The following is a 26,614-nucleotide window of genomic DNA, read 5'->3' on the forward strand; positions in this document are numbered from 1 at the left end:
TCAGTCTGCCTCCTTCCATGCGAGTTGGAGCTTTTTCAAAGCCCGGCTGTATTTGGAGAGAACCGTGGGGAGCGGCAGGCCCAGCAGAGCGGCGATCTCCCGGTGCCGCAGGCCTGTCAGCGCGTGGAGGGTGACGATCTGCCGCTCTTCGTCGCTCAGGGCGGAGAGCACGGCCTCCAGCATCATCCGGTCCTCATGGGTCACGGCGGGATTGTCCGCCAGACGGTCCTGCCAGTCCTCCTGAACCAGGGGTTCCGTCCGCCCGTGCTCCCGCAGGCGGCTGATGGCCAGATTCCGGGTGATGGTCAGCACCCAGGCCATAGGCTTGCCCTGCCTGCGGTATCCGCCGGCAGCGTTCCACACCTGCAAACAGGCGTCGTGGAGAATATCCTCTGCGTCGTGGGCGTTTTTGACGATTGACAGGGCAAAGCCGTAGACGGCAGGACGGGTGCGGTTGTACAAATCCGCCAGAGCGTCCTTGTCTCCCCCGGCGATGCGGGCGATACAGTCCTCCAGGGCGGCATCCGCGTCTGGGTCCGGCTCTGCCACGGTCATGCAGAATATCATGGGGCTTCCTCCTGTTCACACAGACAACGCGCCGGCGGCGCGTTTGATTGCACTGCGGCCGAAGCATCACCGGCCGCGCCCCCATGATAGCACATCCTGCAGAGGTTTCCAACCCCGGGCCGAAATTTTCCGGAAGGGCAGCTGCTCCGCCGGATCAGGGCAGCATCCGGTCCGCCGCCGTGATGGGGCGGATGGGGCGGCAGGGGACGCCCGCAGCCAGGACTCCGGCAGGGATGTCCTTCGTCACCACGCTGCCGGAGGCGATGACCGCCCCGTCTCCGATGGAGACGCCGGGCATCACGCGGACGCCGCCGCCGATCCAGACGCCGCTGCCCACACGGATGGGATAGGCGTACTCCAGCCCCTGGGCCCGCTTTGCCGCGTCCAAGGGGTGGCCGGAGGTGTAGAATCCACACTGGGGGCCGACCAGCACGTTGTCTCCAAAGGTCACGCCGCCGGCGTCCAGAATGACGCCGCCGTGGTTCATGTAGAAGTTCCGGCCCACACTGATATTCCAGCCGTAGTCGCACCAGAAGGGCGGCTCAATCCGCAGTCCTTCCCCAGCGGCGCCCAGCAGCCGGCGCAGCAGCATCTGGGCGGATTCGATGCCCTCCGCCTGATAGGCCCGCTGATTGAACTGCTGGCACTGAGCCTTGCAGGCAGCCAGCTCCGCCAGCAGGGTCTCATCATGGGCGGGTGCGTACAGCATTCCCCGCAGCATCTTCTCCTTTTCCGTCATAGGGTGATTCCTCCTGTACAGGCGGCCCCAGGGCCGCAATTCACTCTGCCATTATACAGAAGGCGCCCTCCGGGTGCAAGAGCCGCCGTCGGTTCAGCCCCGGGGATACTGGCTGCTGACGCTCTCCAGCTCTGTGACGGAGCCGAAGCCGCTGATTTCGATGTCGTACCACGTGTCCCCGTTGATGATTTCGTAGCTGTACTCATTCCAAAGGCCCTCACTGCTGACCTCCTGTGAGACGATCTCCCCGCCGCCGACGGTATCCAGCGCGATCTGTTGAGCCTCCGCACTGTCCACCCGCAGCGCCAGCACGGCGGCCACGGCCGCGACGGCCAGTACCGCAGCTGCACCCACGATCATAGCGACGATCTTCTTCACAGACATGTTTTTCATAAAAAGCTCCTCCTGCTTGTTGTTTCGGATTCATGGTTCCTGTTTGTGTCTTCTGCCCTGATAACGCGCAGACAACGGCTTTTATTGCATGGCGGGCGAAATTTTTTCTTGACAGGATCGCCTAAAGCCGCCACTGTGAGAGGCAGAAAGGAGGTGAATTTGATGAAATATAAAAAAATTTGGAAATATCAGCCCTATCGAACCAGTCGGCGGGAGCAAGACTATCAACAGGTTCAGGAATTTCTGAAAAGCGGCGATCCCGAACTTTGGAAGGCGCTTTATGAGAGTGCCTATGAAATTGTATACCAGTGCGCGTACGGGATGGATTTTTGCCGCGTGCTGGGACCTGATGATTACTGTGAGATTGCCGATGAGGCGTTTGCCCTCTGTTATGAACAGCTGGACCGATATCAGGGGCTCAGCCAGTTCTCCGGCTGGGTAGGCGGGTACAGCAAAAACATTACCCGCACCCGCTGTCGGCAGGTGTTGACCGGCCTACGGTATCGCCGGCAGCTCTATGAAGTCTCCACCGGACGGATGCGGGATTGGGATCCCCTGTGGATCCTGATTCGTCTAGAGCGGTACTATTGTCTCTGGAAAGCCATCTCCGACATCTCTGAAACAAGCCAGCGGATTCTGGAGGCTCGGATTTTGGAAAAGCTGTCGCTGCGGGCCATTGCGCAGGAATTAAATCTGACACAGCGTGAGGTAAAAACGCGATATGAAGCCGCGTGCAATGTGGTCCGGACGCGCTTCCTGCGCTATTGCACGGAGAAAGTAGAGTTTTAAAGTGCAGGAATCCCAACTATTCATGCCGAAAGGAGTGCACCAAATATGCACAACGATAAAAAAGCGTATCAAGTTGATCGGACGCCGACAGAATTGCTCAGCGATCTGCTCGTCCAGTTAAAATTTTTAAGGCAGGAATGCCTCCATTACGATGCAGGAGACTGGTCTTACGGTGCGCAGATTGCGACCAAGCTCCGGCTTCTGCTTCACCAGACAAAATATTCTGATTCCCTGCTGGCCCAAATTACAAAGCGTTTTGCATTCAGCTGTCCGGATTTTCTCAGTCTGAGCACCGTGCGGGGCGAGCTGCCCAATAAAGGGAGGACCGATTTTGTTCGCTCCCCGCTCATTCAGTACCAGATGATTCACCAGCCAGAAGTCCCTCCGGTTCTGACGGTGCAGCCCCTGTCCCTGGAACCCGGAAAGCGATATGCCAAACGGGCATTCAAGACCTGGTGGGATGGGATTGACATTCTCTTGATTGACCGGCAGCACTTTTTGAGCCGTAAGGGCGTAGTGTGTCTGCTGGCAAACCAGGAGGGTGGCGCCCATGTCCAGCCCGGCATGGACGAAAAGGCGGCTTTGTTACGCCGGAGAGCGGCAAATTCCCTGCAGATTGCCGCCCCGCTGCCGGACGGGCAGACGCGGATATATACCGCCGAAATCGACCAGGTACTGGCAGCCGTTGTGCGCACCATTGCGGCGGAGACACTGTATACATTTGAGCATGCAATCCTGCCCCGCTGCCAAATCGCCCTTTCTGCAGATGAAAAAGACTGAAGCGGGTCCGGGAGCCGCGCCCCGGCGGCGTTGACTTTTCCGCTGCTTTCCGGTATGCTTTTGCTATCCTGATACAAAGGGGGCGCCGCGTATGTCGGACCTCACTTCCCTGTTCACAGACACGCTGGCCAAGTTCTCCTTCCGGGCGGTCCTCTCCGCCGCTGCCACGCTGCTGATCTGCCTGGTGGCCGTCCACCTGCTGGGCAAGCTGCTGCGGCGGCTGCTGGCCAGGACGAAGCTGGACGAGCGCATCCAGAAATACCTGCTGGCCGGGGTGAAGCTGATCCTCTATATCGTCACGGTGCTGATCGTGGCGGAGAGCCTGAATATTCCCATGACCTCCCTGGTGGCGCTGCTGTCCGTGGGGTCCCTGGGCGTCACCCTGGCGGCGGAGGACATCCTGGGCAATGTGGCCGGCGGGCTGGTGATCCTCTCCGCCCACCCCTTCTCCATCGGGGACTATGTAGAGGTCGGCGGCGTGGCCGGCACGGTCCATGAGATCAGTCTGAACCACACCAAGCTGGTGACCCCGGATGGGCATTTGGTGATGCTCCCCAACAAGGAGCTGGCCTCCTCCCAGATGACCAACTACACCGTATTGGGGCGGCGGCGGGTGGTGCAGCGGGTGGCCGCCTCCTACGACGCCCCCACGGAGACGGTGAAGGCCGCCTGCCGGCGCGCTCTGGAGCAGACGGAAAACCTGCTGGAGGACCCGGCTCCCACCGTCTACCTCACCGCATACAAGGAGAGCTCTATCGAGTACACCGTCTACTGCTGGGCTACGCCGGAGAACTGGTGGGGCGCGTATCTGGCTCTGGGGGAGCACCTGCGGGACGCCTTCCGGGAGTACGGCGTGGAGATGACCTACAACCACCTGAATGTCCACATCATAGAAAACCAAAGCTGACCGCGGGAGGCGCTCCAGGCGCCTCTGTATACAGCGACGCCCGGTCCGGGAAATCCCGGACCGGGCGCCGTCTTTTGGGGTAAATGCCGCAGAATGCCCTGCATGGGACACGGATGTGGTGGGTCTCCCCGCTCATGCGGTTGACTTCCGCCCGCAGCGTCATCTTATCCCGCTGCGAACGAGATGACCGGCGCTCAATACCTGCCCGCCCAGTCCGCCAGCAGCAACACCGGCAGCGCCCACAGCAGCAGGAACACCAGCAGGGCCAGAGGCGTCAGCAGATTATAGGCGCCTTGGAACACCATATAAAAGGACAGCAGCGTCCCGGCCACGCTGCCCAGCACGGACAGCGCCGTGGCCCGGCGCACAGCCTTGCACAGGCGGCGGCTGCCTACCACCGCTTCCGCATAGGGCAGCAGTCCTTCCCGAAACAGCAGGGCCCGGGGCATCCCCCGGTCCAGCTCCGCCTCACTGAAAGCCACCCGGTCCGTCAGACTGGGGAACTCCACCTTCACGCCCTTGTGAAACTTCCGCTTCAGCAGGGCCGGGGTGATGTTGGGATCCCGGGACGCCAGGATCGGCGTGATGCGGCTGCGGCGCATCATCCGCAGGGCGAAATCCACGTTCTCCGAGGGCTGGTACTTCACGGCAAACACTGCCGCCAGCTGCCGGTCCATGGCCAGGAAGATGCCGGTCCGCAGGTTGATGCCGCCGGGCAGGCGCACCTCCATCTTCCGCATGAAGGAGGCCGTGCCCAGCAATACCGACTCCCCCCGGATGGTGGCGGAGTAGCCGCCCTCCTCATAAAAGCTGAAATCGTCCACTTTCTCATAATGGCCGCCCTCGCTGCGGAGCAGGCCGTCAAACAACCGCTGAAGGCCGCAGTCCGCCGCCCGGGCCATAGAGGCGGCATAGGAGGAAACCCGGGACAGGTCCTCCCCGAACACCTTTACGCCGTTGAGCTGGATCGTACCCGGCGGGAACAGGTCTCCGTCCGTCAGGATCATGGCCCGCCTGCGGCTGATCTTCTCCGCACCGCACCAGCCCGCCACGGCGCACCCCGCCTTGTGAAAGTGCCGGGCCAGCCGGGAGAATGGCATCCCCCAGCACAGAGGCAGGGCAAAGGTGGTGCCTGCCCCCAGGATGGCAGACCAGTTCAGCAAAAAGTCGTCCCCCCGTTCCTGGCCCAGGGAGCTGAGCCCGGCAAACACGATGGAGGCCATCAGCACCACCGGCATCAGCGCGTTCTGCCACACGGCGGCGGTATTCTCCCGCAGGGCGGTGGTGTAGAAGCCGGGGACGGAACCCGCCTGCTTGCAGGCCCCCTTCTCCGTCTCCGTCACCAGATAAGGCGGCTCGTCATCCGTGGCGGCCATGCGGAAGGTGTCCCACAGTCCCCGGCTCTCCCGGGCTCCGCCCCACATGGCAAACACCAGGGCGAGGCACCCCACCGGGGCATAGCAGGGGACGGCGCTCCGCTCCGGCAGCACCAGCCGGGCCACACAGTCCGCCGCCATCACCACGGCGGAGACCACCGCCAGCAGCTCGCTGGTGCATCGCTTCTGCAGCAGCGAGCCGAACGCCTTGGCGAATACCTGCCGGGCCAGGACGGCCACCGCCGCAAGGCACGCCAGCAGCACACCGCTCTGGACGGCTGCGTCGCCGGTCCAGTAGCGGATCTCATAGCCGTAGGCCTCGATCCCCATAGGGATCACCGGCAGCAGCGAGATCAGTACCGCTGCCAGGATAGGGTGCTTGCGCCGCTTGGCCTCCGCCCGGTAGTCCGCCGCCGCCTCAGCCAGCTCCGGCTCCGGACCGATGGTGTCGATCTCCGGGATCTCCTCCGGCGCCTCCTCCGGTTCCGGCGGGGCGTAGAGCTCCTCCGTCTCCATCAGGCGCTTCCGGGAGAACAGGCCCCGCCGGGGCCGCAGCAGGGGCTCCTGAGCCTCCTCTTCCATCACCGCGTCCACGGTGCTGCCCACCACATCCTCCAGCGTGATGGGGTGGGGAGAGGGCGGCAGATCCTGCCGCAGCTCCTCCAGCAGGTCCTCCGGCTGGGCGGGCGGCTTTTGGGGCGGAGCTGTTTTTTCCGTCACCTGGGGGGCGGGACGCGGCCGCGCCTCCGTTTGCAGAGGCGGCTTCTTCGCGCCGCCCTCCGCCGGAGGGGCGGCCGGCTCCGTCTCCCGGCGGGCCTCCTGCTCCACGGCCTCCATAAGCCGCTGCTCCCGGCCTGCGCCGTATTCCGCCAGGATCTCCTCCAGGGAGAAGTCCTCCTCCAACGCCGGGACATCCGTGCCCCCGGTCAGACCGCTATCAAACTCTCTCTCGTCTTTGGAAGCCATGCTGCCCCTTTCCTCTCCGCTGTGTCCCCGGCCCTTCAGGCCATCCGCTGGCGCACCGCCTCATACAGCAGGATCGCCGCGGCGGCGGAGGCATTCAGGGAATTCAGCTTCCCCCGCATGGGGATACTCACCAAAAAGTCGCAGTTCTCGGCGGCCAGACGGGTCATGCCGTCCCCCTCGCTGCCGATGACGATGGCGGCGGGTCCCTTCAGATCCGCGTCGTACAGGGCCGTGGTGCCGTCCGCCGCCGTGCCGAAGACCCACACCCCCTGTTTTTTCAGATCCTTCAGCAGAGCGGGGATGTTGGGCACCCGGGCCACCGGCACGTGGGCCACCGCTCCGGCGGAGGTCTTGGCCACCACGGCGGTGAGGCCCGCGCTGCGGCGCTTGGGGATCACCACGCCGTGAGCCCCGGCGCACTCAGCGGTCCGGATGATGGCCCCCAGGTTGTGGGGGTCGGAGATCTCGTCGCACACCACCAGCAGGGGGGCCTCGCCCTTGTCCCGGGCGGCCTGAAGGATGCTCTCCACACTGACGTACTCCCGGACCGCCGCCAGGGCGATGACGCCCTGGTGGGCATGGGTGCGGCTCATGGCGTCCAGCTTCCGCCGGTCCGCCTCCACCACCACCACGCCCGCCGCCCGGGCTTTGGAGGCAATATGTCCCAGGGTCTTGTCCGTCTCTCCCTTCTGGAGGTAAATTTTGTCAATCGTCTCCCCTGCCCGCAGGGCCTCAATGACGGCGTTGCGCCCCTCGATGATGCCGTCGGCCTCGGCAGTCAGGTCCTGCTTTCTCCGTTCTTCCATAACTTCTCCCTCAATCTGAGTATTTTCGCATTCAAGAGGTAGTATAGCATAGGGGCGGGAGTCTGGAAAGTGGAATTCACAGAAAATTTATAGAAAACCGGTTCCTTGTCCTTGTAGGCCTGCGGCTTCTGTGATATACTTTATAAATCATTTTAAGGCTTCGGCACTGTCTGAAAACAGGGCTGGACGCCCCCGGGCAGCGGACCGCACCCCCGTCTCCGGCACAGGCGGGACCGGGGCGGTCCCGTTTATCCTCCGGGTATTGACAGGTTTTCCCCTGAAAGGAGTTCCATACATGAACCCAAACGACAATAAGAACAACAAAAACAACAAGCCCGGCGGCAACTGGCGGGGCGTGGCCTCTCTGGTGGGCTGGGCCCTTCTGCTGACGATCATCTTCAGCTATGCCAGCAGCGTCATCGGCAGCACTGGCCGCCAGGCCTCCTCCATCAACGTGGAATACGGAGAGTTCCAGGAGATGGTGGAGAGCGGCCAGGTGGCCCGGGTGGAATTCGACAACGCGGAGGATATCCTCCTGATAACCCCTGAGGAGGGGTATTCCTACACCGCTGAGGACGGCACCGTCTACACCAAGACGGAGGACGGCTACACTTATATGGACGCCGCCGGGCAGGAGCAGACTGCCCACCTGGAGCTGTTCACTGTCCGGATCCAGTCCAATGACGCCGTCATTGATTTCCTGAACGAGTATGGGGTGGAGGGCGTCGACAAGGAGTATCAGGCCCCGGTGAACCCGGTGCTGGCCATGCTGGTGAGCTACGTGTTGCCCTTTGTGCTGATCTTCCTGATGTTCTCCCTGGTCATGCGTTGGATGGCGAAAAAGGGCGGCATGGGAGGAATGGGCGGCATCGGCGGCGTGGGCAAGGCCAACGCCAAGGTGTATATGGAGAAGTCCACCGGCGTCACCTTCAAGGATGTGGCCGGCCAGGACGAGGCCAAGGAGTCCCTGACAGAGATCATCGACTTCCTGCACAACCCCCAGAAGTACACGGAGATCGGCGCGAAGCTCCCCAAGGGCGCGCTGCTGGTCGGCCCTCCGGGCACCGGCAAGACGCTGCTGGCCAAGGCTGTGGCCGGCGAAGCCAACGTCCCGTTTTTCTCCATCTCCGGCTCCGACTTCGTGGAGATGTTCGTGGGCGTGGGCGCCAGCCGCGTCCGGGACCTCTTTAAGGAGGCGGCCAAGGTGGCCCCCTGCATCGTGTTCATCGACGAGATCGACACCATCGGCAAATCCCGGGACAACCGCATGGGCGGCAACGACGAGCGGGAGCAGACATTGAACCAGCTGCTGGCGGAGATGGACGGCTTTGACCCCACCAAGGGCATCATTCTGCTGGCCGCCACCAACCGGCCTGAGGTGCTGGACCAGGCGCTGCTGCGGCCCGGCCGGTTTGACCGGCGCATCACCATCGACCGGCCCAACCTGGCGGGACGCATTGCCACGCTGCAGGTCCACACCCGCAACATCAAGCTGGCGGAGGACGTGAATCTGAAAAAGGTGGCCCTGGCCACTGCGGGCTGCGTGGGCGCGGACCTTGCCAATCTGGTGAACGAAGCGGCCCTGCGGGCCGTGCGGAAGGGCCGCAAGCTGGTGACCCAGGAGGATCTTCTGGCCGCCTTCGAGCTGGTCATTGCCGGCACGGAGAAGAAGGGCAGCGTCCTCACCGAGTTTGAGAAAAAGCTGGTGGCCTACCACGAGGTCGGTCACGCCATGGTGGCCTACAAGCAGAAAAACACCGAGCCGGTGCAGAAGATCACCATCGTCCCCCACACCCAGGGCTCTCTGGGCTACACCCTGCTGATGCCAGAGGAGGACAAGACCGAACTGCGCACCCGCGACGAGCTGATGGCCAAGATCATGGTCTCCATGGGCGGCCGGGCGGCCGAGGAAGTGGTGATGAACACCATGACCAACGGCGCCAGCCAGGATATTCAGGACGCCACCAACGTGGCCCGGAACATGGTGGCCATGTTCGGCATGAGCGACGAGTTCGGCATGATGGCGCTGGCCTCCCGCCGGAACCAATACCTGGACGGCGGCTACGGCATGGACTGCGCCCAGGATACCGCCGCCCGGATGGACCAGGCGGTGAAGGACATCCTGGACCAGTGCTACCAGCAGGCCGTGGAGGTCATCAAGGCCAGCCGGGAGGACATGGACAAGGTCGTGGCCTACCTGCTGGAGAAGGAGACCATCACCGGCGCAGAGATGGTGGCTATCATCGAGGGCCGGGACCCGGAGCTGGTGGAGAACCCCTACGCCTCCACCCGCGCAGAGGACAAGGCGTTCCGCCCCTCCTCTCCCGAGACCATTGAGGCCCCTGCCAAGAAGGTGCACATGATCTCCCAGAAGATCGAATCCCCCGAGGAGCCCGCCCAGGAGGGACAGCCGGAGAACCCGGTGTCCGATCCCTCCCCTTCCGGCGGAGACGCCCCCCAGGAGAGCGGTTCCACTCCGTCTGAGCCGCCCAAGGACACCCCGTGATCCCCGATCATCCCCGCGAGGCGCGCTGACCCCAGCGCGCCTCGCTTTTCCCATCGCCACTACATCAAAAAGGAGAATCGCCATGATCCGACTCGCCACCCCCGCGGACCTGTCTCAGGCCGCAGATATCTATGAGGAGATCCTGGACCGAGAGGCACAGGGCCCCGTCTATACCAACTGGCAGCGGGGCAAATACCCCACCATCGACACCGCCCGCCAGGCCCTGGAGGCCGGCACCTTCTACGTGGGCGAGGAGAACGGCGTCCTCTGGGGCGTGGTGAACCTGAACAGCGTCCAGCTGCCGGAGTACGGCGCCATCCCTTGGACCATCCCCGCCGCTGCGGAGGAGGTAGGGGTGATCCATACCCTGTGCATCCGTCCCTCCTGCTCCGGCCGGGGATATGCCCGACAGATGGTGGCCTTCTGTGAGGCGGAGGCTCGCCGCCAGGGCCGTACCGTCATCCGGCTGGACACCTGGGAGGGGAACCTGCCCGCCAACCGCCTGTACCCCTCCCTGGGCTACCGCTACGCCGGAACGGCGGAGTTCTTCTTCATGGGCTTTGTGCGGGAGAATCTCAACTGCTACGAAAAGGCCCTCTGAATCCATTGAGACGCAAGGGCTTTTCTCCTCTGCTAACCGTGGGTTGACAGATTTCCACTCCCCAGTTGGTGGCCTGGGGGCAGGCTGTCTGCTAGTCTGACGGCGAAAGGAGGCGAGGGATGTGACCATTGGGCAGCGCATCGCGCAGAAGCGGAAGGAGCTGGGGCTGTCCCAGGAGGCTCTGGGGAGCAAGCTGGGCGTCTCCCGCCAGTCCATCTACAAATGGGAGGCAGACTCCGCCCTGCCGGAGGTCGACAAGCTGATCGCCCTCAGCCGCCTGTTCGGCGTCTCTGTGGGATGGCTGCTGGGCGTGGAGGAACCGCCGGAGGCGGATGCCGCTCCTGCTGAAACAGGCGGCGGGCTGACAGAGGCCCAGCTGAAGATGGTGGAGGAGATCGCAGGCCGCTACATTGCCGCCCAGCCGTCGCCCCGGAAGCGCCGCCGCTGGCCTTGGGTGTTGGCGGCAGCGGCGCTGTGCCTGGTGCTGTTCCACCTCTTCGACCGTCTGGACCGAATGAACGGCCAGTATGTAAATCTGCAGAACAGCCTCTACCGGGTGGAGTCCAGTGTGTACGGCCAGATCGGCTCCCTCTCCAACCGGGTGGAGGAGATCTTGAAGGCCCAGAACAGCCTGGTGGCGGACTGCGGTGTGGAGCTGGAAGCCGTGGACCTTGCCGCCAACACCGTCACCTTCTCCGCCTATGCTGTCCCCAAGACCTATGTGGAGGGAATGGCTGTGGAGTTCCTGGCGGAAAACGGCGAGACTGCCAGCGACCGGCTGGGCAGTGTGGGAGAAGAGGGCCCCAACCAACGGTTCTCCGCCACACTCTCCATCCCCTTGACGGACCATATCACCCTCTCGGCGCTGCTGGTCCCGCCGGACGGCACCCGCCAGACCCAGCTGTTGGACCAGTTTGAGGGGCTGTACAGCGCCTCTCTGCCGCAAGTGGAGGTCAACAGCGATCTCATGTGGATGGATCTGGAGGACAGCACGCTGGTCCTGAATGCGTCCAGCCACGAGCGCTATGTTTATATCCGTGAGGTGACACCGGCTGATGCGTCTCTCACCGCGGCCGTGGCAAATATCCGGGTGGGCCTGTTCAAAAATCAGAAACTGGCAGCCTGGGCAGAGCCCTGTGAAAAGCCTGACAGCTTCCACGGCTTTGAAGAATTTGATTTTTACCAGCTGCCGGAGCTGCGCCTCTCCCTCACGCCTGCGGATACGGTACAGGTGGCTGCCGTGGTGACGGATATCTATGGACGGGTCACGGTCTCCCAGGATGTGCCCTACATTCTCGATGAGAGCGGAGATGCGCTGACTTGGCCAGACAGCAGTGAGACAGATCCCGATCCCGCCCACTGGCAGTACGGCGGATGACCGCCGCGCAAATTGTTTCCGGATTTTGAACATTTTGTGAATGAAATCATCCGTTTTTGACCAGTCTGTAAACAAAGTATGAAGCTTTCCCCCAGGCTGTTGACTTTCCCGGCTGGGGGCAGTATGATGAGCACAACAAGCAGGAAGCTTGTGACACACATCATTTTCCCTCTCCTTTCTCTATATCATACAGACGCCGGGGCGGTCCGAAAGGACCGCCCCGGCGCCGTTTTTCTGCTGTCCCTGCCCGATTATTGCTTTTTCATTTTTATCGAAAAACAATAAAAAATAATTGACAAACAATAACTACACGTGGTACGATACGGAAAAAGGGGGGAATTCCTATGCCGTCCAGCCGTCTCTGGCGTGTTCTGCTGGCGCTGCTGCTTCTGGCGGCCCTGTTCTGCGTTCCCAGTCTGGTGCTGACAGGCAGCGAATGGCTGCCGGAGCTGACAGGCGCGGTGGAGAACTATGTGCCCTTCTGGAAGGGGCTGCTTCGGTTCCTGATTTTCTGTGCCTGGTGCTGGGTGTGGCTCTGGACAGAGGGTTCCGCGCTCCAGATCCTGCTGGCGCTTCTCCTGCAGTTCTGCGGCATCTGGGCCTTGTGCCTGCTGCGTCCCCGTCCGGCCAGCCGGGCCCATTCTCACGCATAAGGAGGAAAGCGACCATGTCCAACAGTACTGTGCAAATACTCGCCCGGGTGCTCCGGGTACTGCTGATCTTCGCCCTACTGCTCAACGTCCTGGCTCTGCTGCTGGTTCCCGCCTCCGTCATGGTCAACGCGGAAAACCTCTTCGGCGGCGCCGGCACCTTTCTGCATGACCTGTTCCACCCGGAGGCGGACGATGTGACCGCCGCAGGCGTATCCGCGATTTTTCTCTCCTGGGTCTGGATATGGGGCGAGGGCGCCAACGCCCTAATCGCCCTGTTCTTGGTGATCTGCGGCATCTGCACCGCGCTGATTCTCCTCCAGGGGCTCCGGGTGCTGGGCACCATCCTCCAGGGTGCGCCGTTTTCCACGCAGAATGCCGTCAGCCTCCGACGGGCGGCTGTATGTTCCTTCTGCATCGCGGGAGCGGCACTGCTCCGGACGATCTGGGGGCTGTGGTTTTACCAGTCCCTCCGCCCCCTGGCCACCTACAACGCGCTCTTTGTGCCGATCTTCACCATGTTCGGCCTGCTGTGCCTGGTGATGTCCGCCCTGTTCCGCCAGGCGACGGAGATGAAAGCGGAAAACGACCTGACCATTTAGGAGGAGGCCCACGCCATGGTTCGTACTGCTGCCCAAAAAATCGCGGATGTGTTGATTTTTCTCTGCGGTTTCCTCATCTTTTGCGACATTCTGCTGCTTCCCCTGACACCGGCCCTGGCCTACTTCCGCTTTCAGAATCCGGCGTCCATGCGCTTCGACCACCTCCTGGCTGTTTTCGCCTACGACTTTGACGACGGGGTGGGAAATTTGCTGGAAATTATTTTGAAAGAGGCCTGGAAGTCCCCGGAGACCGCGGTCCTGGCTCTATTCCTGCTTTTGGCGGGCATCTGCGGCGCAGTGATCCTGGTCCAGGGCATCCGTCTGCTGGCCTCTGTGGCGGACGGCACGCCGTTCTCCCCGAAGAACGCCGTCTATCTCCAGCGGGCCGCCGCAGGCTGCTTTGTGATCGCCGCCGGCGCCCTGGGGCGGACCGCCTTCACCCTCTGCCGGGATGGCGCCGCCGCATTGCTGTCCTACACCGCTTTGTTCATCCCCCTCTTCACCATGGCGGGCCTTCTGTGCCTGGTGATGGCCGGGCTGTTTCACCGGGCAGCGGAGATGAAGGCGGAAAACGACCTGACGATTTGAGGTGACGGCATGATTGTAGTCAACCTGGACGTGATGATGGCCAAGCGGAAAATGTCCCTCTCCCAACTATCGGAGAAAGTGGATATCACCCTGGCCAACCTGTCCATTCTGAAAAACAACAAGGCCAAGGCCGTCCGTTTCTCCACGCTGGAGGCCATCTGCGCCGCCCTGGACTGCCAGCCGGGAGACATTCTGGAGTTCGTGCCGGACGAAGAGGCGGAACCATGACCGCCAGGCGCACGGCTCCGCCCCGCCAAAAGCGGGCCTGCATCTGCCGTCCCCGCATTTTCCCTGCTGGCGGCGCAGCTCTTCCCGCCCACGTTCTTCAGCGCCGCCTGGCCGGGAGTGGTATTGGTCCTCCTGCTGGGGTGGATCCCTGTGTCCTTCTGCCCCTGGTATCTCTGGGGATCCGCCTCTGGAGCCGGGCAGATCGCGGAAGATGGGACCCAGTGTACTGCGGGACATCTTCTGCGGATTGTATCCGGCGGCGGTCAGTCTGCCGATCTGCCCCGGAAGGCCGCCGGGGCCGTTGCGGTATCTCATAACGCCGTTTCGGATACTCCTTCTGATGCTGACGCGATAAAGGCTGCGCTTTTGGAATCTTTACTGTTGGAGGTTTCTCGCGATGTTTCAGCTTTCGCTGTTTACCGAGTTCGGCAGGCTGTGCAACCCCTTTGACTATGTTTTGGGGTTTACGTTCCTGCTGATGGCCTTTCACCTGCTCTTCCTGCTCTTCAATCTGCGGGAGCGGCAGCGGGTGAAGCTCTTCTGCCTGGGCAGCGCCTCGCTGGTCCTGCTGCTGCATATTGCGGCGCTGCGGCTCTCGTTCCAGTTCACCAATCTCACCTTTGACGCTGTGGAGACCGGCCCGGCGCCGGGCCTGCTGGCGACGCTGGGCAGCCGTACCTGGCTGTATCCACTCTTCCTCTACCTGCTTCTGCTGCCCCTGGTGTGTGTCCCGCCCAGGCAAGACAGTTCCCCGGACAACTCCGGTTTCCGCAAGGAGGTGGACGCATGATTGATGCCCCATTCTGCAATGCGGTCAGCCTGCTGACGGGCTTTACCGGCTGGGTGCTGGCGGTGTGGTCCTTTCTCCGTCCTGAGAGGGACCGCTCCGGCTGGAAGCTGGCCGGCGGCGGGATGGCCTGCGCCCTGGCCCTGCTGGCCCAGCTCTTCGCCGTGCAGCTGGAGACCGTGGCGGGTGATTTGGAAACGGCCCTGGTCCAGGCCTCCGGCGCAGCTATCGCCGGCCGGATCCTGTTTGTGATAACGCTGATCTTTGAAACCATGGCCGTGGTGAGCCACCACTTTGCCGCCAGAGACCGAACGTAACGTGCATTGACTGTCCCTGCTGTGGAGACAGCCCCAAAAAAGGAGAACCCATTATGAATGAACATGAAAAAGCCCTGCCGGCGGGAGGGCCGGCGAAGCTTACGCAAAATGCGGTGAAAATTTATGTGATCTCCTCCCGAGAGCGACTGCTTCTGCCGCTGGCCTTCTGCTTCTGTCTTCTGCTGGTGAACACGCTGCTTTGGAGCGGCCCCACCGCGGGACTGACCGCCTCCGTCTGCGTCTGGTACGGCCTGCTGGGGCTCTATCTGGGCCGCCCCCTGCTGAACACCTGGGAGAGCCGCGTTCTGCTGGCGGTGAATCTGGCCCTGGCCGCCACGCTGGCCCTGGGGTCCAACTGGTATTTCCGGGCGTGGAATCTGCTGGCCCTGCTGGCCCTGTTACCTGTCCACGCCATCGGCCTCTCCGGCGGACAGTTTCTGCCCTGGTGGCGCCCCTCCATGCTGTGGGAGCGGCTCTGTTTGCTGCTGTGGGGCCTCTTCGGCCATCTGGGGGCAGCATTGGCCACCGCCTGGCCTCAGAAAAAGGACGGCGCCGCCCGGCGGGTCCTGCCCCTGCTGCTGGGGGCGGCCGGCGCCCTGGCGCTGCTGGCGGTACTGGTGCCCGTTCTGGCCTCCGCCGACGCGCTGTTCGCCGCCGCCACGGCGGACCTGCGGGCCTTTGTCTCCCTCCACTTCACGGACGCGGTCTGGAAGGCCCTGCTGGCCAGCGTCATGACCCCCTTCCTCTTCGGTCTGCTGTACAGTCTCCGCCGCCCCACACCCCTGAAACGGACCGGAGCCGCAGCCCGCGGCGGGGTAGACGGCCTGGGCTTCGCCATCGTGCTGGCGGCGGTGGCGGCGCTGTACCTGCTGTTCCTGGGCGTCCAATCCGCCGGACTCTTCGGCGGAGCCGAGTACCTGGCCCAAAAGGGCCTTTCCTATGCCGAGTGGGCCCGGAGCGGTTTCTTCCAGATGGTGGGGGTGACAGTGGTGAACCTGACGCTTCTGCTGGCTGCGGTCCAGTGGTCCCGCCGGGAGGGCGGCGCTTGGCGGGCAGTCCGCCTCCTCTCCGCCCTGCTGACAGCGGAGAGCCTGCTCCTGCTCCTCTCTGCCGCCTGGCGGATGACGCTGTATGTGGATGTGTACGGCCTGTCCTTCAAGCGCTGCATGACCTACTGGGGCATGGGGATGATGGCGGCCTTTCTGCTGGCTGCGGCCTGGAAGGTGCGGCGGCCAGACTTCCGGTTCTGTCGGGTGGTGTTTCCCCTGGCCCTGGCGGGGTGGCTGGTCATCAACTGCGTGCCGGTGGACTACCTGGTGGCAAAGGATCAGGTGGACCGCTACCTCTCCGGGGAGAGCGGGGTGCTGGACGCGGAGTACCTGCTCTATGACCTCTCCTATGACACCCTGTCCCAGCTGGAGCGGCTGGACGGAGACATGGTCTGCACAGCGTATGGGGACTGGGACGCCATCGGTACGGCCCGCCTGTCCATCCTATTGGAACAGCGGCGGCAGGAGGCCCGAACAGACTGCGCCGACTGGCGGACCTGGAGCCTCTCGGCCTGGCTGGCCAGCCGGGGCGGCGCGTAAGGGGGCCGGGCATGAAGCGCTATCTGCGGCTGGCCGCCTGGTGCCTGGGGCTTGCGCTGGCCGTAACAGCCTGCGGCAGGGCGGGCCGGATCGTCCTCCCGGAGGCGGCGGAGGTCACTGCCATCCGGGTAACGGCAGGAGATGCGGTGACGCTCCACACGGACCGGGACTGGATCGGAGAATTTCTCCAACAGGCGGCAGAGGCTGTCTCCACCGGCATGGAGAGCGTGCAGGACGCGCCGGACCAAACCGGTGCGGTAAAGGTGGAGCTGGGCACCGGCGAGACGCCGGACTGGAGCGTTCTGTACGTCTACGAGGCGGACGGCATCTGCTGTTTGGAGCAGCCCTATACGGGCATCTACCAGGGGGACGAGGCACTTTGGACAGTTCTGGCGGCTGACGCCGCGCCGGAGGGGAGGAATCCACAGTGAACAGGCCGTCGGCCGGTTGGATCGTGTGCCTGCTGCTCTGCGGCATGTTGATCGCCGGGGTGTTCTATCTGATCGGCTACAAGGCCGCCTATGACCGGATGGAGAACACCGTGCCGTCCACGGTGGAGGTCTCAGTTGCATGGCAGAAGGTGAGTCCATGTGGAAGCTGATGGGCGGGCTGCTGGCACTGCCGGTCCTGCTGGTTCTGTCGGTCCTGATGATCTTCTGGGGCAGCGGCGATTATGTCAGAACCGTTCAGCTCAACTGGGAGCTGGAGCTCCCCGCCAGCGAGGGCTGTCTGTATGAGACCGACAGCGGCGCCAGCTTTAGCGGGGACGGGGAGCGGTATCACGTCCTGGCATACGCGGACGACAGCGGGCTGGAGGAAACCCTGACAGAGGAAGCTACGCCGGTCAGGTCCGCAGAAGTGCCAGTGACCGAAATCCTGGATCTGCTGGCCGTTCCGGCGGACCAGCGGCCCGATTTTTCGGACTGCCGCGGCTTCACGGCGGCGCACCCAACGGATGAACGCAACCGGCTGTACCTGCTGGTAAACAGCGCAGGTACCCGGCTGTATGTGGTGGAGTGCTTTTTTTGAGCAGAAAAACAGCGGCGGCCATGGGTTTCCATGGCCGCCGCTTGGCGGTTTCGCTTATTCCTCATCTCGGCCGTGGCCGCACCAGGGACAGACCGGCTGTGCTGCCGGAAACCATTTTCCGCACCAGGGGCAGGGCTGATCCCGCCGGGTCCCGCACAGGGGGCAAAAGGCATCGTCACGGGGATGCTCCTTGCCGCAGACCGGGCATTTGACCAGCTCCCCCGTACCGGGAACGTAGAAGGCGGCGGTGTCCACGTCTGTTGGTTCCGGCTCCACCGGCACATGTTTTTTCGGTTGAGGGAGAAAGTTGGTGCGGAAAAAGGCCAGTCTTCCACAGGCGGGGCAGCTGTATATATCCACCTCAATCCAGTCGGTGACGGAGGCAAAAAGGCCCGTCAGAGCCAGGCGCCTGCCCGCCTGCCAGAGGTCCATCTGCCCCCCGCACTGGGGGCAACCCACCGGCGTGTTCGGATTCATCTCCCGCACCTCCGCATGCTCACACCCGCAGGCTCTCCGGATAATCTCCCCTGGCATGGAGCTTGCGGAGCTCCTCCGCCACGATCTCCCGGTCCTCATGGTAGGTCATGCCGAACCACTTGTCCGCGGAGTGAAGGACGGACACCTCCAGCGCGCCCTTTTGCAGCTGATCCCCCACCATCACCGGCAGCAGGCACTCGGCCTTGATATTTTCCCCGGCCTCCGTGCGAAGGAAGTTTTCAAAGTACTCCCGCAGGGCGGGGAAGATGCTGGGGGCAAACCCCCAGAAGTTCATGGACACCACCGTCTCCGGGGACAGGTCCGTGTCCTCCGCCAGATCCCGCAGCGTGCCGTCGGGATACAGCTGGATCTTCAGTGCCTCCCGGACGGAGCGGAGCTTTCCGTCCTCCACCGCGCACACGCCGCGGGACACCGTGCCGTGGAGGCTGGCGGTATTCTTCAGCAGATACCCCACCATGGTGGCCTTTCCCGTCTCAGGCAGCTTCACCAGCTCGTCATAGATGGTGCGGTAGGCGTCGATGCCGTAATAGTCGTCGGCATTGATGACGCAGAAGGGCTCGTGCACCACATCCGCCGCGCACAGCAGGGCATGGACCGTGCCGAAGGGCTTGGTCCGCTCCGGCGGAATCCGGTAGAAGTCCGGCACGGAGGTAAAGTCCTGAAAGACATAGGCCACCTCCACCGGCGTGCCGTCCAGTGCGGTCTTCCTCGCCAGATAATCCCCGCACAGGCGGCGCATCATCTCCTCCATCTCCGGCTTGATGATGAACACCACCTTGCTGAACCCCGCCCGGAGGGCGTCGTAGATGGAGTACTCCATCAGGATCTCGTTGTGGGGCCCGATGCCGTCCACCTGCTTGCTGCCGCCGTAGCGGGACCCAAGGCCCGCCGCCATGATGACCAGTGAGACTTTCATTTGCTTCTCTCCTAAAGTTTTTGTGAATTTGCGCCTTGTTGCGCAACCATACGCTGTTCTTTTACCATACCCTATTTGCCGGATTTTTGCAACTGCTCTTGACTTTTTTCCTCTGCGGTCTATAATATGAAAACGATAATCATTTTCAGATTAAAGGAGGCATTGGATGCCATACAGCACCAAACAGCACCAGGCGGTGCTCCGCTGCCTGGAGGCCCGGGGCGAGACCGCCTGCACCGCCGCCGAACTGGCGGAGGACCTGCGTCGGGAGGGCTGCCCGGTGGGCCTGGCCACCATCTACCGCCAGCTGGAAAAGCTGGAGGCCGCCGGGGCGGTCCACAAGGTCAACACCGAGGAGGGCGCCCTGTACCAGTACTGCGGCCGCCAGTCCCAAGGCCACCGGGATTGCTTTCTTCTGAAGTGTGAGCGCTGCGGCCGCATCCGCCATGTGGACTGTACCCGCCTGCAGAACCTGTACGACCACCTGGAGCGGGAGCACCACTTCCGCATCGATCCCCGGGGGACGCTGTTTTCCGGGGTGTGCGACGTCTGCGCCGGAGAGGAGGACCACCATGGAGCCCAATGAGCTGATCGTCTGCCGGGACGCGTCCCTGGGGTATGAGGGTCAGAGCGTCCTGGCCCACCTGGATCTCACCATCCGGGCGGGGGACTACCTGTGCATCGTGGGGGACAACGGCTCCGGCAAGTCCACGTTGCTGCGGGGCCTGCTGGGGCTCCTCTCCCCCCAGTCCGGGGAGATTCTCCGGGCGCCGGAACTGCGGCAGGGAGCCGTGGGCTATCTGCCCCAGCAGACCCGGGCCCAGCGGGACTTCCCGGCCACGGTGTATGAAGTGGTCCTCTCGGGCTGCCTGAACCAGAAGGGGCTGCGGTTCTTCTACACCGCCGCCCAGAAGTCCGCGGCATTGATGAACATGGGCAAGCTGGGGATTCTGGAGCTGAAGGACCAGAGCTACCGGGATCTCTCCGGCGGCCAGCAGCAGCGGGTGCTGCTGGCCCGGGCCCTGTGTGCCGCCCGCAGCCTGCTGATCCTGGACGAGCCCATTACCGGCCTGGACCCCGCCGCGGCCCAGGATCTGTACAAGACCCTCTCCTACCTGAACCGGAAGGAGGGCATGGCGGTGGTGATGGTGACCCACGATCTGAGGGCCGCCCTGCGCAGCGCCCGGACGGTGCTGCACATCGGCCACAGCAGCTACTTTTTAGGCACAGTCAAAGACTATCTGGCCTCCCCCCAGGGGCGGCGGTTTCGGGAGGTGGAGGAATGAGCCTGACCTTGATGCTGACCTATCCCTTTATGCAGCGGGCCCTGATCGCCGGGACGCTGGTAAGCCTCTGCGCCGCGCTGCTGGGAGTCCCCCTGGTACTGAAGCGGTACTCCATGATCGGCGATGGCCTCAGCCACGTCTCCTTCGGCGCCCTGGCCATCGCCGTGGCCCTGGGGTTCACTCCCCTCTACTTCTCCATCCCCGTGGTGATCCTCGCGGCGTTCTTCCTGCTGCGGCTGGCCACCAATCCCCGCTGGAACAGCGACGCGGCCATCGCCGTCATGAGTGCGTCGGCCCTGGCCGTCGGCATCATCGTCATCTCCCGCACCAGCGGCATGACCACGGATGTGGACAACTACATGTTCGGCAGCGTCCTGGCCATGACGTGGGCGGATGTGGCCCTGTCTGCGGTACTGTCCCTTGCGGTGCTGGCCCTGTTCGTGCTGTTCTACCACAAGCTCTTCGCCGTGACGTTCGATGAGAGCTTCTCCCGGGCCACGGGGCTGCGGGTGGACTGGTACAACACCCTGCTGGCCATTCTCACCGCCCTGACCATCGTGCTGGGGATGCGGATGATGGGTGCCATGCTGATCTCCTCCCTGGTGATCTTCCCGGCGCTGACGGCCATGCGGCTGTTCAAGAGCTTCCGGGGCGTGGTGGTATGTGCCGCCGTTACGTCGGTGTGCTGCTTCTGCGCGGGACTCATGGCCTCCTGGACGCTGTCCACGCCGGTGGGAGCCTCTGTGGTGGCGGCAAATCTCGCGCTGTTTCTGCTCTCCTGTGCTGCCGGCTGGCTGCGCAGGCGCTGAAAACCGCCGGATCTGCGGCTGTGCCGTATATCCGGCGGATTTTTTTATACAATATTAGAAAAGAATCTGGCAGAAAAGGCTTGCGCTTTTCCAGTATCTGTGCTATGATGCGTATGTTAGAAGAGTAAGGTATGTGGAGTGGGCTGCGGGGTCCGCTCTTTTTCTTGACCTTTTTCGGTCAGGCAAACTCTGCTTAAACTTCCAAAAGAAGGGAGTCCTCCCATGAAAAAGATCACTGAACTGACCGCGGAACTGGCCGCTCCCGCTATCGCGGAACAGGGCTGCACCCTCTGGGACGTGGAGTACGTCAAGGAGGCCGGCACCTGGTATCTGCGCATTCTGCTGGACAAAGAGGGCGGCGTGGACATTCTGGATTGTGAGGAGATCTCCCGGAAGGTCAGCGACCTGCTGGACAAGGCCGACCCCATCGAGGGCAGCTACACCCTGGAGGTGGGCTCCGCCGGTGCCGAGCGGGCGCTGAAGCGGCCCTCCGATTTTCAGCAGTTTCTGGGCAGCCCCGTGCTGGTGAAGCTGTACCGGGCCCGGGAGGGCCGGAAGGAGTTTGCCGGCTATCTGAAGGGCTATGACGAGGCCACCGGCGATGTCACCGTCACCGTGGGCAGCCAGGATCTGGTCTTCCCCAAGAAGGAGACTGCCCTTATCCGCCTGCGGGTGGAATTTTAACCAATCACCGTCCCGACAAGACGTATTTTATCAACAAGGAGAATCAGCAACATGAAAGGCAAAAAGCAGAAGGAGCCCGTAGGCTTCAATCCCGCGGAAATCTTCGCGGCACTGGCTCTGCTGGAGAAGGAGCGGGGCATCCCCCAGTCCTTCATGATGGAGAAGATTGTCCAGGCCCTCACCACCGCCTACAAGCGGGACCACGCGGATGTGGAGAACGTCATCGTGGATGTGGACGAGGCACACCAGAACCTGAAGATGTTCGTCCAGAAAAACGTGGTGGAGGAAGAGGACTACGTGGACCCCGCCAACGAGATGCCCATTGAGGAGGCCAAGAGGCTCTCCGCCAAGTACGAGGTGGGCGACATCGTGAACATCCCTGTGGACACGGTGGAGTTCGGCCGCATCGCAGCAGGCAACGGCAAGCAGGTCATCATCCAGGGCCTGCGGGAGGCCGAGCGGGGCCAGGTGTATGATGAGTTCAACTCCAAGCAGCATGAGATCCTCACCGGCGTAGTCACCCGTGTGGATCCCCGCAACGGCAATGTGTCCCTGCGGATCGGCACCGGCACCGACTCTACCGAGGCGCTGCTGATGGCCGGTGAGCAGGTCCCCGGCGAGGATCTGACCGAAGGCATGCATGTGAAGGTCTATGTGGTGGAGGTTCGCCGGTCCACCCGCGGGCCCCAGGTGCTGATCTCCCGGACCCATCCGGGCCTGGTGAAGCGCCTGTTCGAACTGGAGGTCCCCGAGATTTATGACGGCACCGTGGAGGTGAAATCCATCGCCCGTGAAGCCGGCAGCCGCACCAAGATGGCCGTGTGGTCCAACGACGAGAACGTGGACCCCATCGGCGCCTGCGTGGGCCCCAAGGGCCAGCGTGTGGGCAGCATTGTGGAGGAGCTGCGGGGCGAGAAGATCGACATCGTCAAGTACAGCGAAGACCCGGCCCAGTTTATCGCCGCCGCCCTGGCGCCTGCCGACGTGGTGGATGTGTGGATGGCGGACGAGGGCAAGGCCTGCCGCGTCATCGTGCCGGATGACCAGTTGTCCCTGGCCATTGGCAAGGAGGGACAGAACGCCCGCCTGGCGGCCCGCCTCACCGGCTACAAAATCGACATCAAGCCGGAGAGCTATCACGACGAGGAAGAGCCCCCTGCCGGGGGCGCCCCGGAGGCCGCGGACACGGCGGAAGCGTCCGCTGTGGAGCCCGTGGACGCGGAGTAAGATCAGTTTATCAGAAAGGCGGCCTATGAGATGCCGAAAGTGAAGAAGATTCCCCAGCGGCAGTGCGTGGGCTGCCGGGAAATGAAGGATAAGAAGGCCTTGCTGCGGGTGGTCAAGGCCCCGGACGGCACCGTGTCCCTGGACTTCGGCGGCAAGAAGCCCGGGCGGGGCGCCTATGTGTGCCACGACGTGGCCTGCCTGCAGAAGGCCCGGAAAACCCGGGCCCTGGAACGGGCCTTTGACACCGCCATCCCGCCGGAGGTCTACGACGCCATGGAGGCAGAACTGCGAGGTGCGGATGGACCGGCTTAACATTCTGTCCCTGCTGGGTCTCAGCCTGCGGGGCGGCCGGTTGGCCGTGGGCGAGGAGCCGGTAGAGGCCGTGGCCCGCGCCCGGGACGCCCGGGTGCTGCTGCTGGCCGCCGACGCGGCGGAGGGCACCCGCCGCCGGTGCGAGCACTTCGCCCAGGCCGGTGACTGCCTGTGGCTCCAGCTCCCCTTCACCAAGGCGGAACTGGGCCGGGCCCTGGGCCGGACGGCCGTGGCCATCGCCGCGGTGACGGACGTGGGACTGGCCGCCGCCCTGCTGCACCGGCTGGCGGAGCTGGATCCGGAGCAGTACGCCGACGCGGCGGACCGGATGGATGTAAAGGCCCGCCGGGCCGCGGAGCGCCGGGCGGAGCAGGCGGCCCATGAGAAGAATCTCCGCCAGGGCAAGCGCCGCCGAAAGGCGCCGCCTGCACCAAAGGCGGCCAAACCTCCGGCGGAAATGCCACCGGAGCGTGCGCCAGACGGGAACCGTCCCCGCGGCGCAAAGCCATACCGATCCCGTCCCCCCAGGGACGCTCGCCCCAAGCCGAAGGCACAGGCGCGGCCATACGCCAACAGCCGCCCGGTGAAAAAGGGCAAAGGCTCCTTCCGCAAGAAAAAGGAAGGCTGACGGACCGCGCCGCCGCGGCATGTGTCCGCGGCAGCTATTTGAAAAAATTTCCCAGCCCTCGGGTTGGAGCAGAACGAGGTGTTTCTATTGGGTATTGAGAAATACAGAGTCCATGAGGTGGCGAAGGATTTCGGCCTTCCCACCAAGACCATCACGGAGATCCTGACGAAATACGCCGAGACTCCCAAAAACCACATGCAGGCGCTGACAGATCAGGAGCTCTCTCTGATCTTTGAATACCTGACGCAGCACAATCCGGTCTCCAGCATCCAGGTGATCTTCGCCGACACCTACAAGGAGGAGCCTGCGAAGGAACCAGCCACCAAAAAGCCAGAGCCCGCCGGCAAGGCCGCCGCGCCCGCCCAGGGCCAGCAGGTCAGGCAGTCTGTGCCTGCCCAGAGCGCGCAGAGCAGCCAGGGTGGCCGGCAGCAGCCCCAGCAGCAGAACGCCGCCTCCAAGCCTGCGGCGCAGCAGCCGGTGTCCCGGGTGCCCCAGCGGAAGATCGTGGACACCCGCAAGGGCGGCGACGTGAATCTGGCCAAGTATGATGAGCGGCTGGAGGATCTGGGCGGCGAGCGGGGCGCTCGGATGCAGCGGCAGCAGCGCAGCGGCAAGGAGAAGATCCGCACCAACAACCAGCGCCGGGGCGGCATGACCTTCTCCAACAAGCGCAAGCAGGACGAGGCAGAGCGGATGCGCAGGCTCCAGCTGGAGATCGCCAAGAAGGCCCCTGTGAAGGTCATGATCCCCGATGAGATCTCCGTGGGCGAACTGGCCAGCCGCATGAAGAAAACCGGCGCAGAGGTGGTCAAGTGCCTGATGAAGAACGGCATTATGGCCTCCCTCAGCCAGATCATTGACTTCGACACCGCCGCCATCATCGCCGAGGAGATGGGCTGCAAGGTGGAGAAGGAGGTTGTCGTCACCATCGAGGAGCGGCTGATTGACGACCACGAGGACAAGGCGGAGGATCTGGTGCCCCGGGCTCCCGTGGTGGTGGTCATGGGTCACGTGGACCACGGCAAGACCTCCCTGCTGGATACCATCCGCCACACCTCTGTGGCGGCCGGAGAGGCCGGCGGCATCACCCAGCACATCGGCGCCTATCAGGTGCAGGTGAACGGCAAGCCCATCACCTTCCTGGACACGCCGGGCCATGAGGCATTCACCTCCATGCGGGCCCGCGGCGCCATGATTACGGACATTGCCATTCTGGTGGTGGCAGCGGACGACGGCATCATGCCCCAGACCGTGGAGTCCATCAACCATGCCAAGGCCGCAGGTATCCCCATCATCGTGGCCATCAACAAGATCGACAGGGAGAACGCCAACCCGGACCGGGTGCTTCAGCAGCTGACGGAGTACGGCCTGGTACCAGAGGACTGGGGCGGCGACACCATCTGCTGTAGGATCTCCGCCAAGCAGAAGATCGGCATCGAAAACCTGCTGGAAATGGTGACCCTCACCGCTGAGATGGCGGAGCTGAAGGCCAACCCCAACCGGTCTGCCAAGGGCACCGTCATCGAGGCCCGGCTGGACAAGGGCCGGGGCCCCGTGGCCACTCTGCTGGTGCAGAACGGCACACTGAAGCAGGGCGACATCATCATCGCCGGCACCGCCGTGGGCCGTGTCCGGACCATGATGGACTACAAGGGCGCCCGTCTCACCCAGGCCGGCCCCTCCGTACCCGTAGAGATCGCGGGCCTCTCCGAAGCGCCCTCTGCCGGCAGCCCCTTCTTCGCCGTGGCCGACGAGCGCATGGCCCGGGAGCTGGTGGAGCAGCGCAAGGCCGAGGAGAAGGCCAAGGCCGCCGCACCGGTGCAGAAGGTCTCTCTGGAGAACCTGTTTGACCAGATCCAGGCCGGCGAACGCAAGGAGCTGGCCCTGATCGTCAAGGCCGACGTCCAGGGCAGTGTGGAGGCGGTGAAGGCCTCTCTGGAAAAGCTGTCCAACGACGAAGTGACCGTCCGTGTCATTCACGGTGGCGTGGGCGCCATCAACGAGTCCGACGTGATGCTGGCTGCCTCCTCCGGCGCCATCATCGTGGGCTTCAACGTCCGGCCGGACGCCGCCGCCCGGGACGGCGCGGTGCGCCAGAACGTGGATATGCGGATGTATCGCGTCATCTATGACTGCATCGATGAGATCGAGGCGGCCATGAAGGGCATGCTGGCCCCCAAGTACCGGGAAGTGGTGCTGGGCCACGCGGAGGTCCGCCAGACCTACAAGGTCTCCAGCGTGGGCACCGTGGCCGGCTGCTACGTCCAGGACGGCAAGATCGTCCGTAGCTGCTCCGTCCGGGTGGTCCGGGACGGCATCGTGATCCACGAGGGCTCTCTGGCCTCCCTGAAGCGGTTCAAGGACGACGCCCGGGAGGTCGCTGAGAACTACGAGTGCGGCCTGACCGTGGAGAAGTTCAACGACATCAAAGAGGGCGATATCATCGAGGCGTTTACCATGGAGGAGATTCCGCGGTAATGTGCTGGGCCTGACGCTGTATACCGCCTCTCCGCCGCCCTTTCGGGTCGCAGAGCGGCCCCGCACGGCAGTGCGCCCAAGCGTGCCGCGGTTGGCTCTGCCCGCCGAGGATGTCTGATTCAGAGTTCCTGTGAAACCCATTTCATGGGGCGTGCGGTATCATCGAGGTGTTTACCAT

The 26,614-nt window shown here is 63.4% G+C and carries 31 protein-coding genes; 24 read left to right on the forward strand and 7 right to left on the reverse strand.

Translation table 11 applies throughout. From position 1 onward, the window contains the following. From DN611_RS15325 to DN611_RS15335, 3 genes are all read right to left on the reverse strand, one after another. Nucleotides 1–567, reverse strand: a complete 567-nt coding sequence (locus DN611_RS15325) for an RNA polymerase sigma factor (RefSeq protein WP_021751723.1) — start codon at nucleotides 565–567, stop codon at nucleotides 1–3. Between the two features lie 154 nt (nucleotides 568–721). Further along, a complete protein-coding gene (locus tag DN611_RS15330; protein WP_119311776.1) occupies nucleotides 722–1,306 on the reverse strand; it encodes a sugar O-acetyltransferase in 585 nt (194 codons plus the stop codon). 93 nt (nucleotides 1,307–1,399) lie between these two features. Further along, nucleotides 1,400–1,699, reverse strand: a complete 300-nt coding sequence (locus DN611_RS15335; RefSeq protein WP_021749194.1) for a hypothetical protein — start codon at nucleotides 1,697–1,699, stop codon at nucleotides 1,400–1,402. Nucleotides 1,700–1,861: 162 nt separating this feature from the next. Here DN611_RS15335 and DN611_RS15340 point away from each other — a divergent pair, with 162 nt between their 5' ends. The 3 genes from DN611_RS15340 (at nucleotide 1,862) to DN611_RS15350 (ending at nucleotide 4,175) form a co-directional block, all read left to right on the forward strand. Beyond that, nucleotides 1,862–2,488, forward strand: a complete 627-nt coding sequence (locus DN611_RS15340) for an RNA polymerase sigma factor (RefSeq protein ID WP_119311777.1) — start codon at nucleotides 1,862–1,864, stop codon at nucleotides 2,486–2,488. Nucleotides 2,489–2,533: 45 nt separating this feature from the next. Further along, on the forward strand, nucleotides 2,534–3,268 hold the full coding sequence (locus DN611_RS15345; RefSeq protein WP_119311778.1) for a hypothetical protein: 735 nt from the start codon (nucleotides 2,534–2,536) through the stop codon (nucleotides 3,266–3,268). Between the two features lie 91 nt (nucleotides 3,269–3,359). Further along, nucleotides 3,360–4,175, forward strand: coding sequence for a mechanosensitive ion channel family protein (locus DN611_RS15350; protein WP_119311779.1), 816 nt, complete (start codon nucleotides 3,360–3,362; stop codon nucleotides 4,173–4,175). A 194-nt stretch (nucleotides 4,176–4,369) separates the two neighbouring features. Here the strand turns inward: DN611_RS15350 and DN611_RS15355 are convergent, their stop codons facing one another. After that, nucleotides 4,370–6,517, reverse strand: coding sequence for a hypothetical protein (locus DN611_RS15355; RefSeq protein ID WP_021749200.1), 2,148 nt, complete (start codon nucleotides 6,515–6,517; stop codon nucleotides 4,370–4,372). A gap of 35 nt (nucleotides 6,518–6,552) precedes the next feature. Next, nucleotides 6,553–7,323 carry a 23S rRNA (guanosine(2251)-2'-O)-methyltransferase RlmB gene (gene rlmB / locus DN611_RS15360; RefSeq protein ID WP_021749201.1) on the reverse strand — a complete coding sequence of 257 codons (771 nt, stop codon included), beginning with the start codon at nucleotides 7,321–7,323 and terminating at the stop codon, nucleotides 6,553–6,555. A gap of 295 nt (nucleotides 7,324–7,618) precedes the next feature. Here rlmB and ftsH point away from each other — a divergent pair, with 295 nt between their 5' ends. The 13 genes from ftsH (at nucleotide 7,619) to DN611_RS15420 (ending at nucleotide 17,598) form a co-directional block, all read left to right on the forward strand. Next, nucleotides 7,619–9,829: an ATP-dependent zinc metalloprotease FtsH gene (gene ftsH / locus DN611_RS15365; protein ID WP_025545050.1), complete on the forward strand. Its 2,211-nt coding sequence runs from the start codon at nucleotides 7,619–7,621 to the stop codon at nucleotides 9,827–9,829. Between the two features lie 82 nt (nucleotides 9,830–9,911). After that, complete coding sequence (locus DN611_RS15370; protein WP_021749203.1) at nucleotides 9,912–10,430, forward strand: GNAT family N-acetyltransferase; 519 nt, start codon at nucleotides 9,912–9,914, stop codon at nucleotides 10,428–10,430. Between the two features lie 121 nt (nucleotides 10,431–10,551). After that, nucleotides 10,552–11,808: a helix-turn-helix domain-containing protein gene (locus DN611_RS15375; RefSeq protein ID WP_119311780.1), complete on the forward strand. Its 1,257-nt coding sequence runs from the start codon at nucleotides 10,552–10,554 to the stop codon at nucleotides 11,806–11,808. 344 nt (nucleotides 11,809–12,152) lie between these two features. Beyond that, entirely contained in the window at nucleotides 12,153–12,461 is a 309-nt protein-coding gene (locus DN611_RS15380) for a hypothetical protein (protein ID WP_119311781.1), read from the forward strand. Nucleotides 12,462–12,475: 14 nt separating this feature from the next. Continuing rightward, nucleotides 12,476–13,060, forward strand: a complete 585-nt coding sequence (locus DN611_RS15385) for a DUF2975 domain-containing protein (RefSeq protein WP_119311782.1) — start codon at nucleotides 12,476–12,478, stop codon at nucleotides 13,058–13,060. A 15-nt stretch (nucleotides 13,061–13,075) separates the two neighbouring features. Beyond that, nucleotides 13,076–13,648, forward strand: coding sequence for a DUF2975 domain-containing protein (locus DN611_RS15390; protein ID WP_119311783.1), 573 nt, complete (start codon nucleotides 13,076–13,078; stop codon nucleotides 13,646–13,648). A 9-nt stretch (nucleotides 13,649–13,657) separates the two neighbouring features. Then, nucleotides 13,658–13,876, forward strand: coding sequence for a helix-turn-helix domain-containing protein (locus DN611_RS15395; RefSeq protein ID WP_021747930.1), 219 nt, complete (start codon nucleotides 13,658–13,660; stop codon nucleotides 13,874–13,876). 397 nt (nucleotides 13,877–14,273) lie between these two features. Next, entirely contained in the window at nucleotides 14,274–14,666 is a 393-nt protein-coding gene (locus DN611_RS15400; protein ID WP_119311784.1) for a hypothetical protein, read from the forward strand. After that, the gene (locus tag DN611_RS15405; protein WP_025545056.1) at nucleotides 14,663–14,980 is read left to right on the forward strand and encodes a hypothetical protein; all 318 of its coding nucleotides are present in this window, start codon (nucleotides 14,663–14,665) and stop codon (nucleotides 14,978–14,980) included. Before DN611_RS15400 ends, DN611_RS15405 begins: the two co-directional genes overlap by 4 nt. Nucleotides 14,981–15,033: 53 nt before the next feature. Further along, nucleotides 15,034–16,569 (forward strand): DUF4153 domain-containing protein, encoded by a 1,536-nt coding sequence (locus DN611_RS15410; RefSeq protein ID WP_119311785.1) that lies wholly within the window; start codon nucleotides 15,034–15,036, stop codon nucleotides 16,567–16,569. A gap of 11 nt (nucleotides 16,570–16,580) precedes the next feature. Then, the gene (locus DN611_RS15415) at nucleotides 16,581–17,000 is read left to right on the forward strand and encodes a DUF5301 domain-containing protein (protein WP_119311786.1); all 420 of its coding nucleotides are present in this window, start codon (nucleotides 16,581–16,583) and stop codon (nucleotides 16,998–17,000) included. Then, on the forward strand, nucleotides 16,997–17,170 hold the full coding sequence (locus DN611_RS16765; RefSeq protein ID WP_158629758.1) for a hypothetical protein: 174 nt from the start codon (nucleotides 16,997–16,999) through the stop codon (nucleotides 17,168–17,170). Before DN611_RS15415 ends, DN611_RS16765 begins: the two co-directional genes overlap by 4 nt. Next, nucleotides 17,140–17,598 (forward strand): hypothetical protein, encoded by a 459-nt coding sequence (locus DN611_RS15420; protein WP_136891259.1) that lies wholly within the window; start codon nucleotides 17,140–17,142, stop codon nucleotides 17,596–17,598. The genes DN611_RS16765 and DN611_RS15420 overlap by 31 nt, the downstream gene beginning before the upstream one ends. Nucleotides 17,599–17,652: 54 nt before the next feature. On the opposite strand, the gene DN611_RS15425 is transcribed toward DN611_RS15420, so the two are convergent. Continuing rightward, nucleotides 17,653–18,075, reverse strand: a complete 423-nt coding sequence (locus DN611_RS15425; protein ID WP_025545101.1) for a double zinc ribbon domain-containing protein — start codon at nucleotides 18,073–18,075, stop codon at nucleotides 17,653–17,655. Between the two features lie 19 nt (nucleotides 18,076–18,094). Beyond that, nucleotides 18,095–19,012: a nucleotidyltransferase family protein gene (locus tag DN611_RS15430; RefSeq protein WP_021747938.1), complete on the reverse strand. Its 918-nt coding sequence runs from the start codon at nucleotides 19,010–19,012 to the stop codon at nucleotides 18,095–18,097. A gap of 166 nt (nucleotides 19,013–19,178) precedes the next feature. Here DN611_RS15430 and DN611_RS15435 point away from each other — a divergent pair, with 166 nt between their 5' ends. From DN611_RS15435 to infB, 8 genes are all read left to right on the forward strand, one after another. Continuing rightward, a complete protein-coding gene (locus DN611_RS15435; RefSeq protein WP_119311788.1) occupies nucleotides 19,179–19,598 on the forward strand; it encodes a Fur family transcriptional regulator in 420 nt (139 codons plus the stop codon). Then, the gene (locus tag DN611_RS15440; protein ID WP_119311789.1) at nucleotides 19,585–20,298 is read left to right on the forward strand and encodes a metal ABC transporter ATP-binding protein; all 714 of its coding nucleotides are present in this window, start codon (nucleotides 19,585–19,587) and stop codon (nucleotides 20,296–20,298) included. The genes DN611_RS15435 and DN611_RS15440 overlap by 14 nt, the downstream gene beginning before the upstream one ends. Further along, on the forward strand, nucleotides 20,295–21,107 hold the full coding sequence (locus tag DN611_RS15445) for a metal ABC transporter permease (RefSeq protein ID WP_119311790.1): 813 nt from the start codon (nucleotides 20,295–20,297) through the stop codon (nucleotides 21,105–21,107). The genes DN611_RS15440 and DN611_RS15445 overlap by 4 nt, the downstream gene beginning before the upstream one ends. 222 nt (nucleotides 21,108–21,329) lie before the next feature. Continuing rightward, nucleotides 21,330–21,791 (forward strand): ribosome maturation factor RimP, encoded by a 462-nt coding sequence (gene rimP, locus DN611_RS15450; RefSeq protein WP_119311791.1) that lies wholly within the window; start codon nucleotides 21,330–21,332, stop codon nucleotides 21,789–21,791. Between the two features lie 51 nt (nucleotides 21,792–21,842). Next, nucleotides 21,843–23,018, forward strand: coding sequence for a transcription termination factor NusA (gene nusA, locus DN611_RS15455; protein WP_025545102.1), 1,176 nt, complete (start codon nucleotides 21,843–21,845; stop codon nucleotides 23,016–23,018). Nucleotides 23,019–23,048: 30 nt separating this feature from the next. After that, a complete protein-coding gene (gene rnpM, locus DN611_RS15460; RefSeq protein ID WP_021747944.1) occupies nucleotides 23,049–23,330 on the forward strand; it encodes an RNase P modulator RnpM in 282 nt (93 codons plus the stop codon). Continuing rightward, the gene (locus DN611_RS15465; RefSeq protein ID WP_119311792.1) at nucleotides 23,317–23,958 is read left to right on the forward strand and encodes a 50S ribosomal protein L7; all 642 of its coding nucleotides are present in this window, start codon (nucleotides 23,317–23,319) and stop codon (nucleotides 23,956–23,958) included. Before rnpM ends, DN611_RS15465 begins: the two co-directional genes overlap by 14 nt. Before the next feature lie 87 nt (nucleotides 23,959–24,045). Further along, entirely contained in the window at nucleotides 24,046–26,436 is a 2,391-nt protein-coding gene (gene infB, locus DN611_RS15470; protein ID WP_119311793.1) for a translation initiation factor IF-2, read from the forward strand. The last annotated feature ends 178 nt before the right edge of the window (nucleotides 26,437–26,614 follow it).

This window comes from Oscillibacter sp. PEA192 (assembly GCF_003574015.1).
Classification (GTDB): Bacteria; Bacillota; Clostridia; order Oscillospirales; family Oscillospiraceae; genus Oscillibacter; species Oscillibacter welbionis.

Coding starts and splice junctions, on each gene's coding strand:
- DN611_RS15325 (WP_021751723.1), bottom strand. CDS start 567: ATGATATTCTGCATGACCGTGGCAGAGCCGGACCCAGACGCGGATGCC.
- DN611_RS15330 (WP_119311776.1), bottom strand. CDS start 1,306: ATGACGGAAAAGGAGAAGATGCTGCGGGGAATGCTGTACGCACCCGCC.
- DN611_RS15335 (WP_021749194.1), bottom strand. CDS start 1,699: ATGAAAAACATGTCTGTGAAGAAGATCGTCGCTATGATCGTGGGTGCA.
- DN611_RS15340 (WP_119311777.1), top strand. CDS start 1,862: ATGAAATATAAAAAAATTTGGAAATATCAGCCCTATCGAACCAGTCGG.
- DN611_RS15345 (WP_119311778.1), top strand. CDS start 2,534: ATGCACAACGATAAAAAAGCGTATCAAGTTGATCGGACGCCGACAGAA.
- DN611_RS15350 (WP_119311779.1), top strand. CDS start 3,360: ATGTCGGACCTCACTTCCCTGTTCACAGACACGCTGGCCAAGTTCTCC.
- DN611_RS15355 (WP_021749200.1), bottom strand. CDS start 6,517: ATGGCTTCCAAAGACGAGAGAGAGTTTGATAGCGGTCTGACCGGGGGC.
- rlmB (WP_021749201.1), bottom strand. CDS start 7,323: ATGGAAGAACGGAGAAAGCAGGACCTGACTGCCGAGGCCGACGGCATC.
- ftsH (WP_025545050.1), top strand. CDS start 7,619: ATGAACCCAAACGACAATAAGAACAACAAAAACAACAAGCCCGGCGGC.
- DN611_RS15370 (WP_021749203.1), top strand. CDS start 9,912: ATGATCCGACTCGCCACCCCCGCGGACCTGTCTCAGGCCGCAGATATC.
- DN611_RS15380 (WP_119311781.1), top strand. CDS start 12,153: ATGCCGTCCAGCCGTCTCTGGCGTGTTCTGCTGGCGCTGCTGCTTCTG.
- DN611_RS15385 (WP_119311782.1), top strand. CDS start 12,476: ATGTCCAACAGTACTGTGCAAATACTCGCCCGGGTGCTCCGGGTACTG.
- DN611_RS15390 (WP_119311783.1), top strand. CDS start 13,076: ATGGTTCGTACTGCTGCCCAAAAAATCGCGGATGTGTTGATTTTTCTC.
- DN611_RS15395 (WP_021747930.1), top strand. CDS start 13,658: ATGATTGTAGTCAACCTGGACGTGATGATGGCCAAGCGGAAAATGTCC.
- DN611_RS15400 (WP_119311784.1), top strand. CDS start 14,274: ATGTTTCAGCTTTCGCTGTTTACCGAGTTCGGCAGGCTGTGCAACCCC.
- DN611_RS15405 (WP_025545056.1), top strand. CDS start 14,663: ATGATTGATGCCCCATTCTGCAATGCGGTCAGCCTGCTGACGGGCTTT.
- DN611_RS15410 (WP_119311785.1), top strand. CDS start 15,034: ATGAATGAACATGAAAAAGCCCTGCCGGCGGGAGGGCCGGCGAAGCTT.
- DN611_RS15415 (WP_119311786.1), top strand. CDS start 16,581: ATGAAGCGCTATCTGCGGCTGGCCGCCTGGTGCCTGGGGCTTGCGCTG.
- DN611_RS15420 (WP_136891259.1), top strand. CDS start 17,140: ATGGCAGAAGGTGAGTCCATGTGGAAGCTGATGGGCGGGCTGCTGGCA.
- DN611_RS15425 (WP_025545101.1), bottom strand. CDS start 18,075: ATGAATCCGAACACGCCGGTGGGTTGCCCCCAGTGCGGGGGGCAGATG.
- DN611_RS15430 (WP_021747938.1), bottom strand. CDS start 19,012: ATGAAAGTCTCACTGGTCATCATGGCGGCGGGCCTTGGGTCCCGCTAC.
- DN611_RS15435 (WP_119311788.1), top strand. CDS start 19,179: ATGCCATACAGCACCAAACAGCACCAGGCGGTGCTCCGCTGCCTGGAG.
- DN611_RS15440 (WP_119311789.1), top strand. CDS start 19,585: ATGGAGCCCAATGAGCTGATCGTCTGCCGGGACGCGTCCCTGGGGTAT.
- DN611_RS15445 (WP_119311790.1), top strand. CDS start 20,295: ATGAGCCTGACCTTGATGCTGACCTATCCCTTTATGCAGCGGGCCCTG.
- rimP (WP_119311791.1), top strand. CDS start 21,330: ATGAAAAAGATCACTGAACTGACCGCGGAACTGGCCGCTCCCGCTATC.
- nusA (WP_025545102.1), top strand. CDS start 21,843: ATGAAAGGCAAAAAGCAGAAGGAGCCCGTAGGCTTCAATCCCGCGGAA.
- rnpM (WP_021747944.1), top strand. CDS start 23,049: ATGCCGAAAGTGAAGAAGATTCCCCAGCGGCAGTGCGTGGGCTGCCGG.
- DN611_RS15465 (WP_119311792.1), top strand. CDS start 23,317: ATGGACCGGCTTAACATTCTGTCCCTGCTGGGTCTCAGCCTGCGGGGC.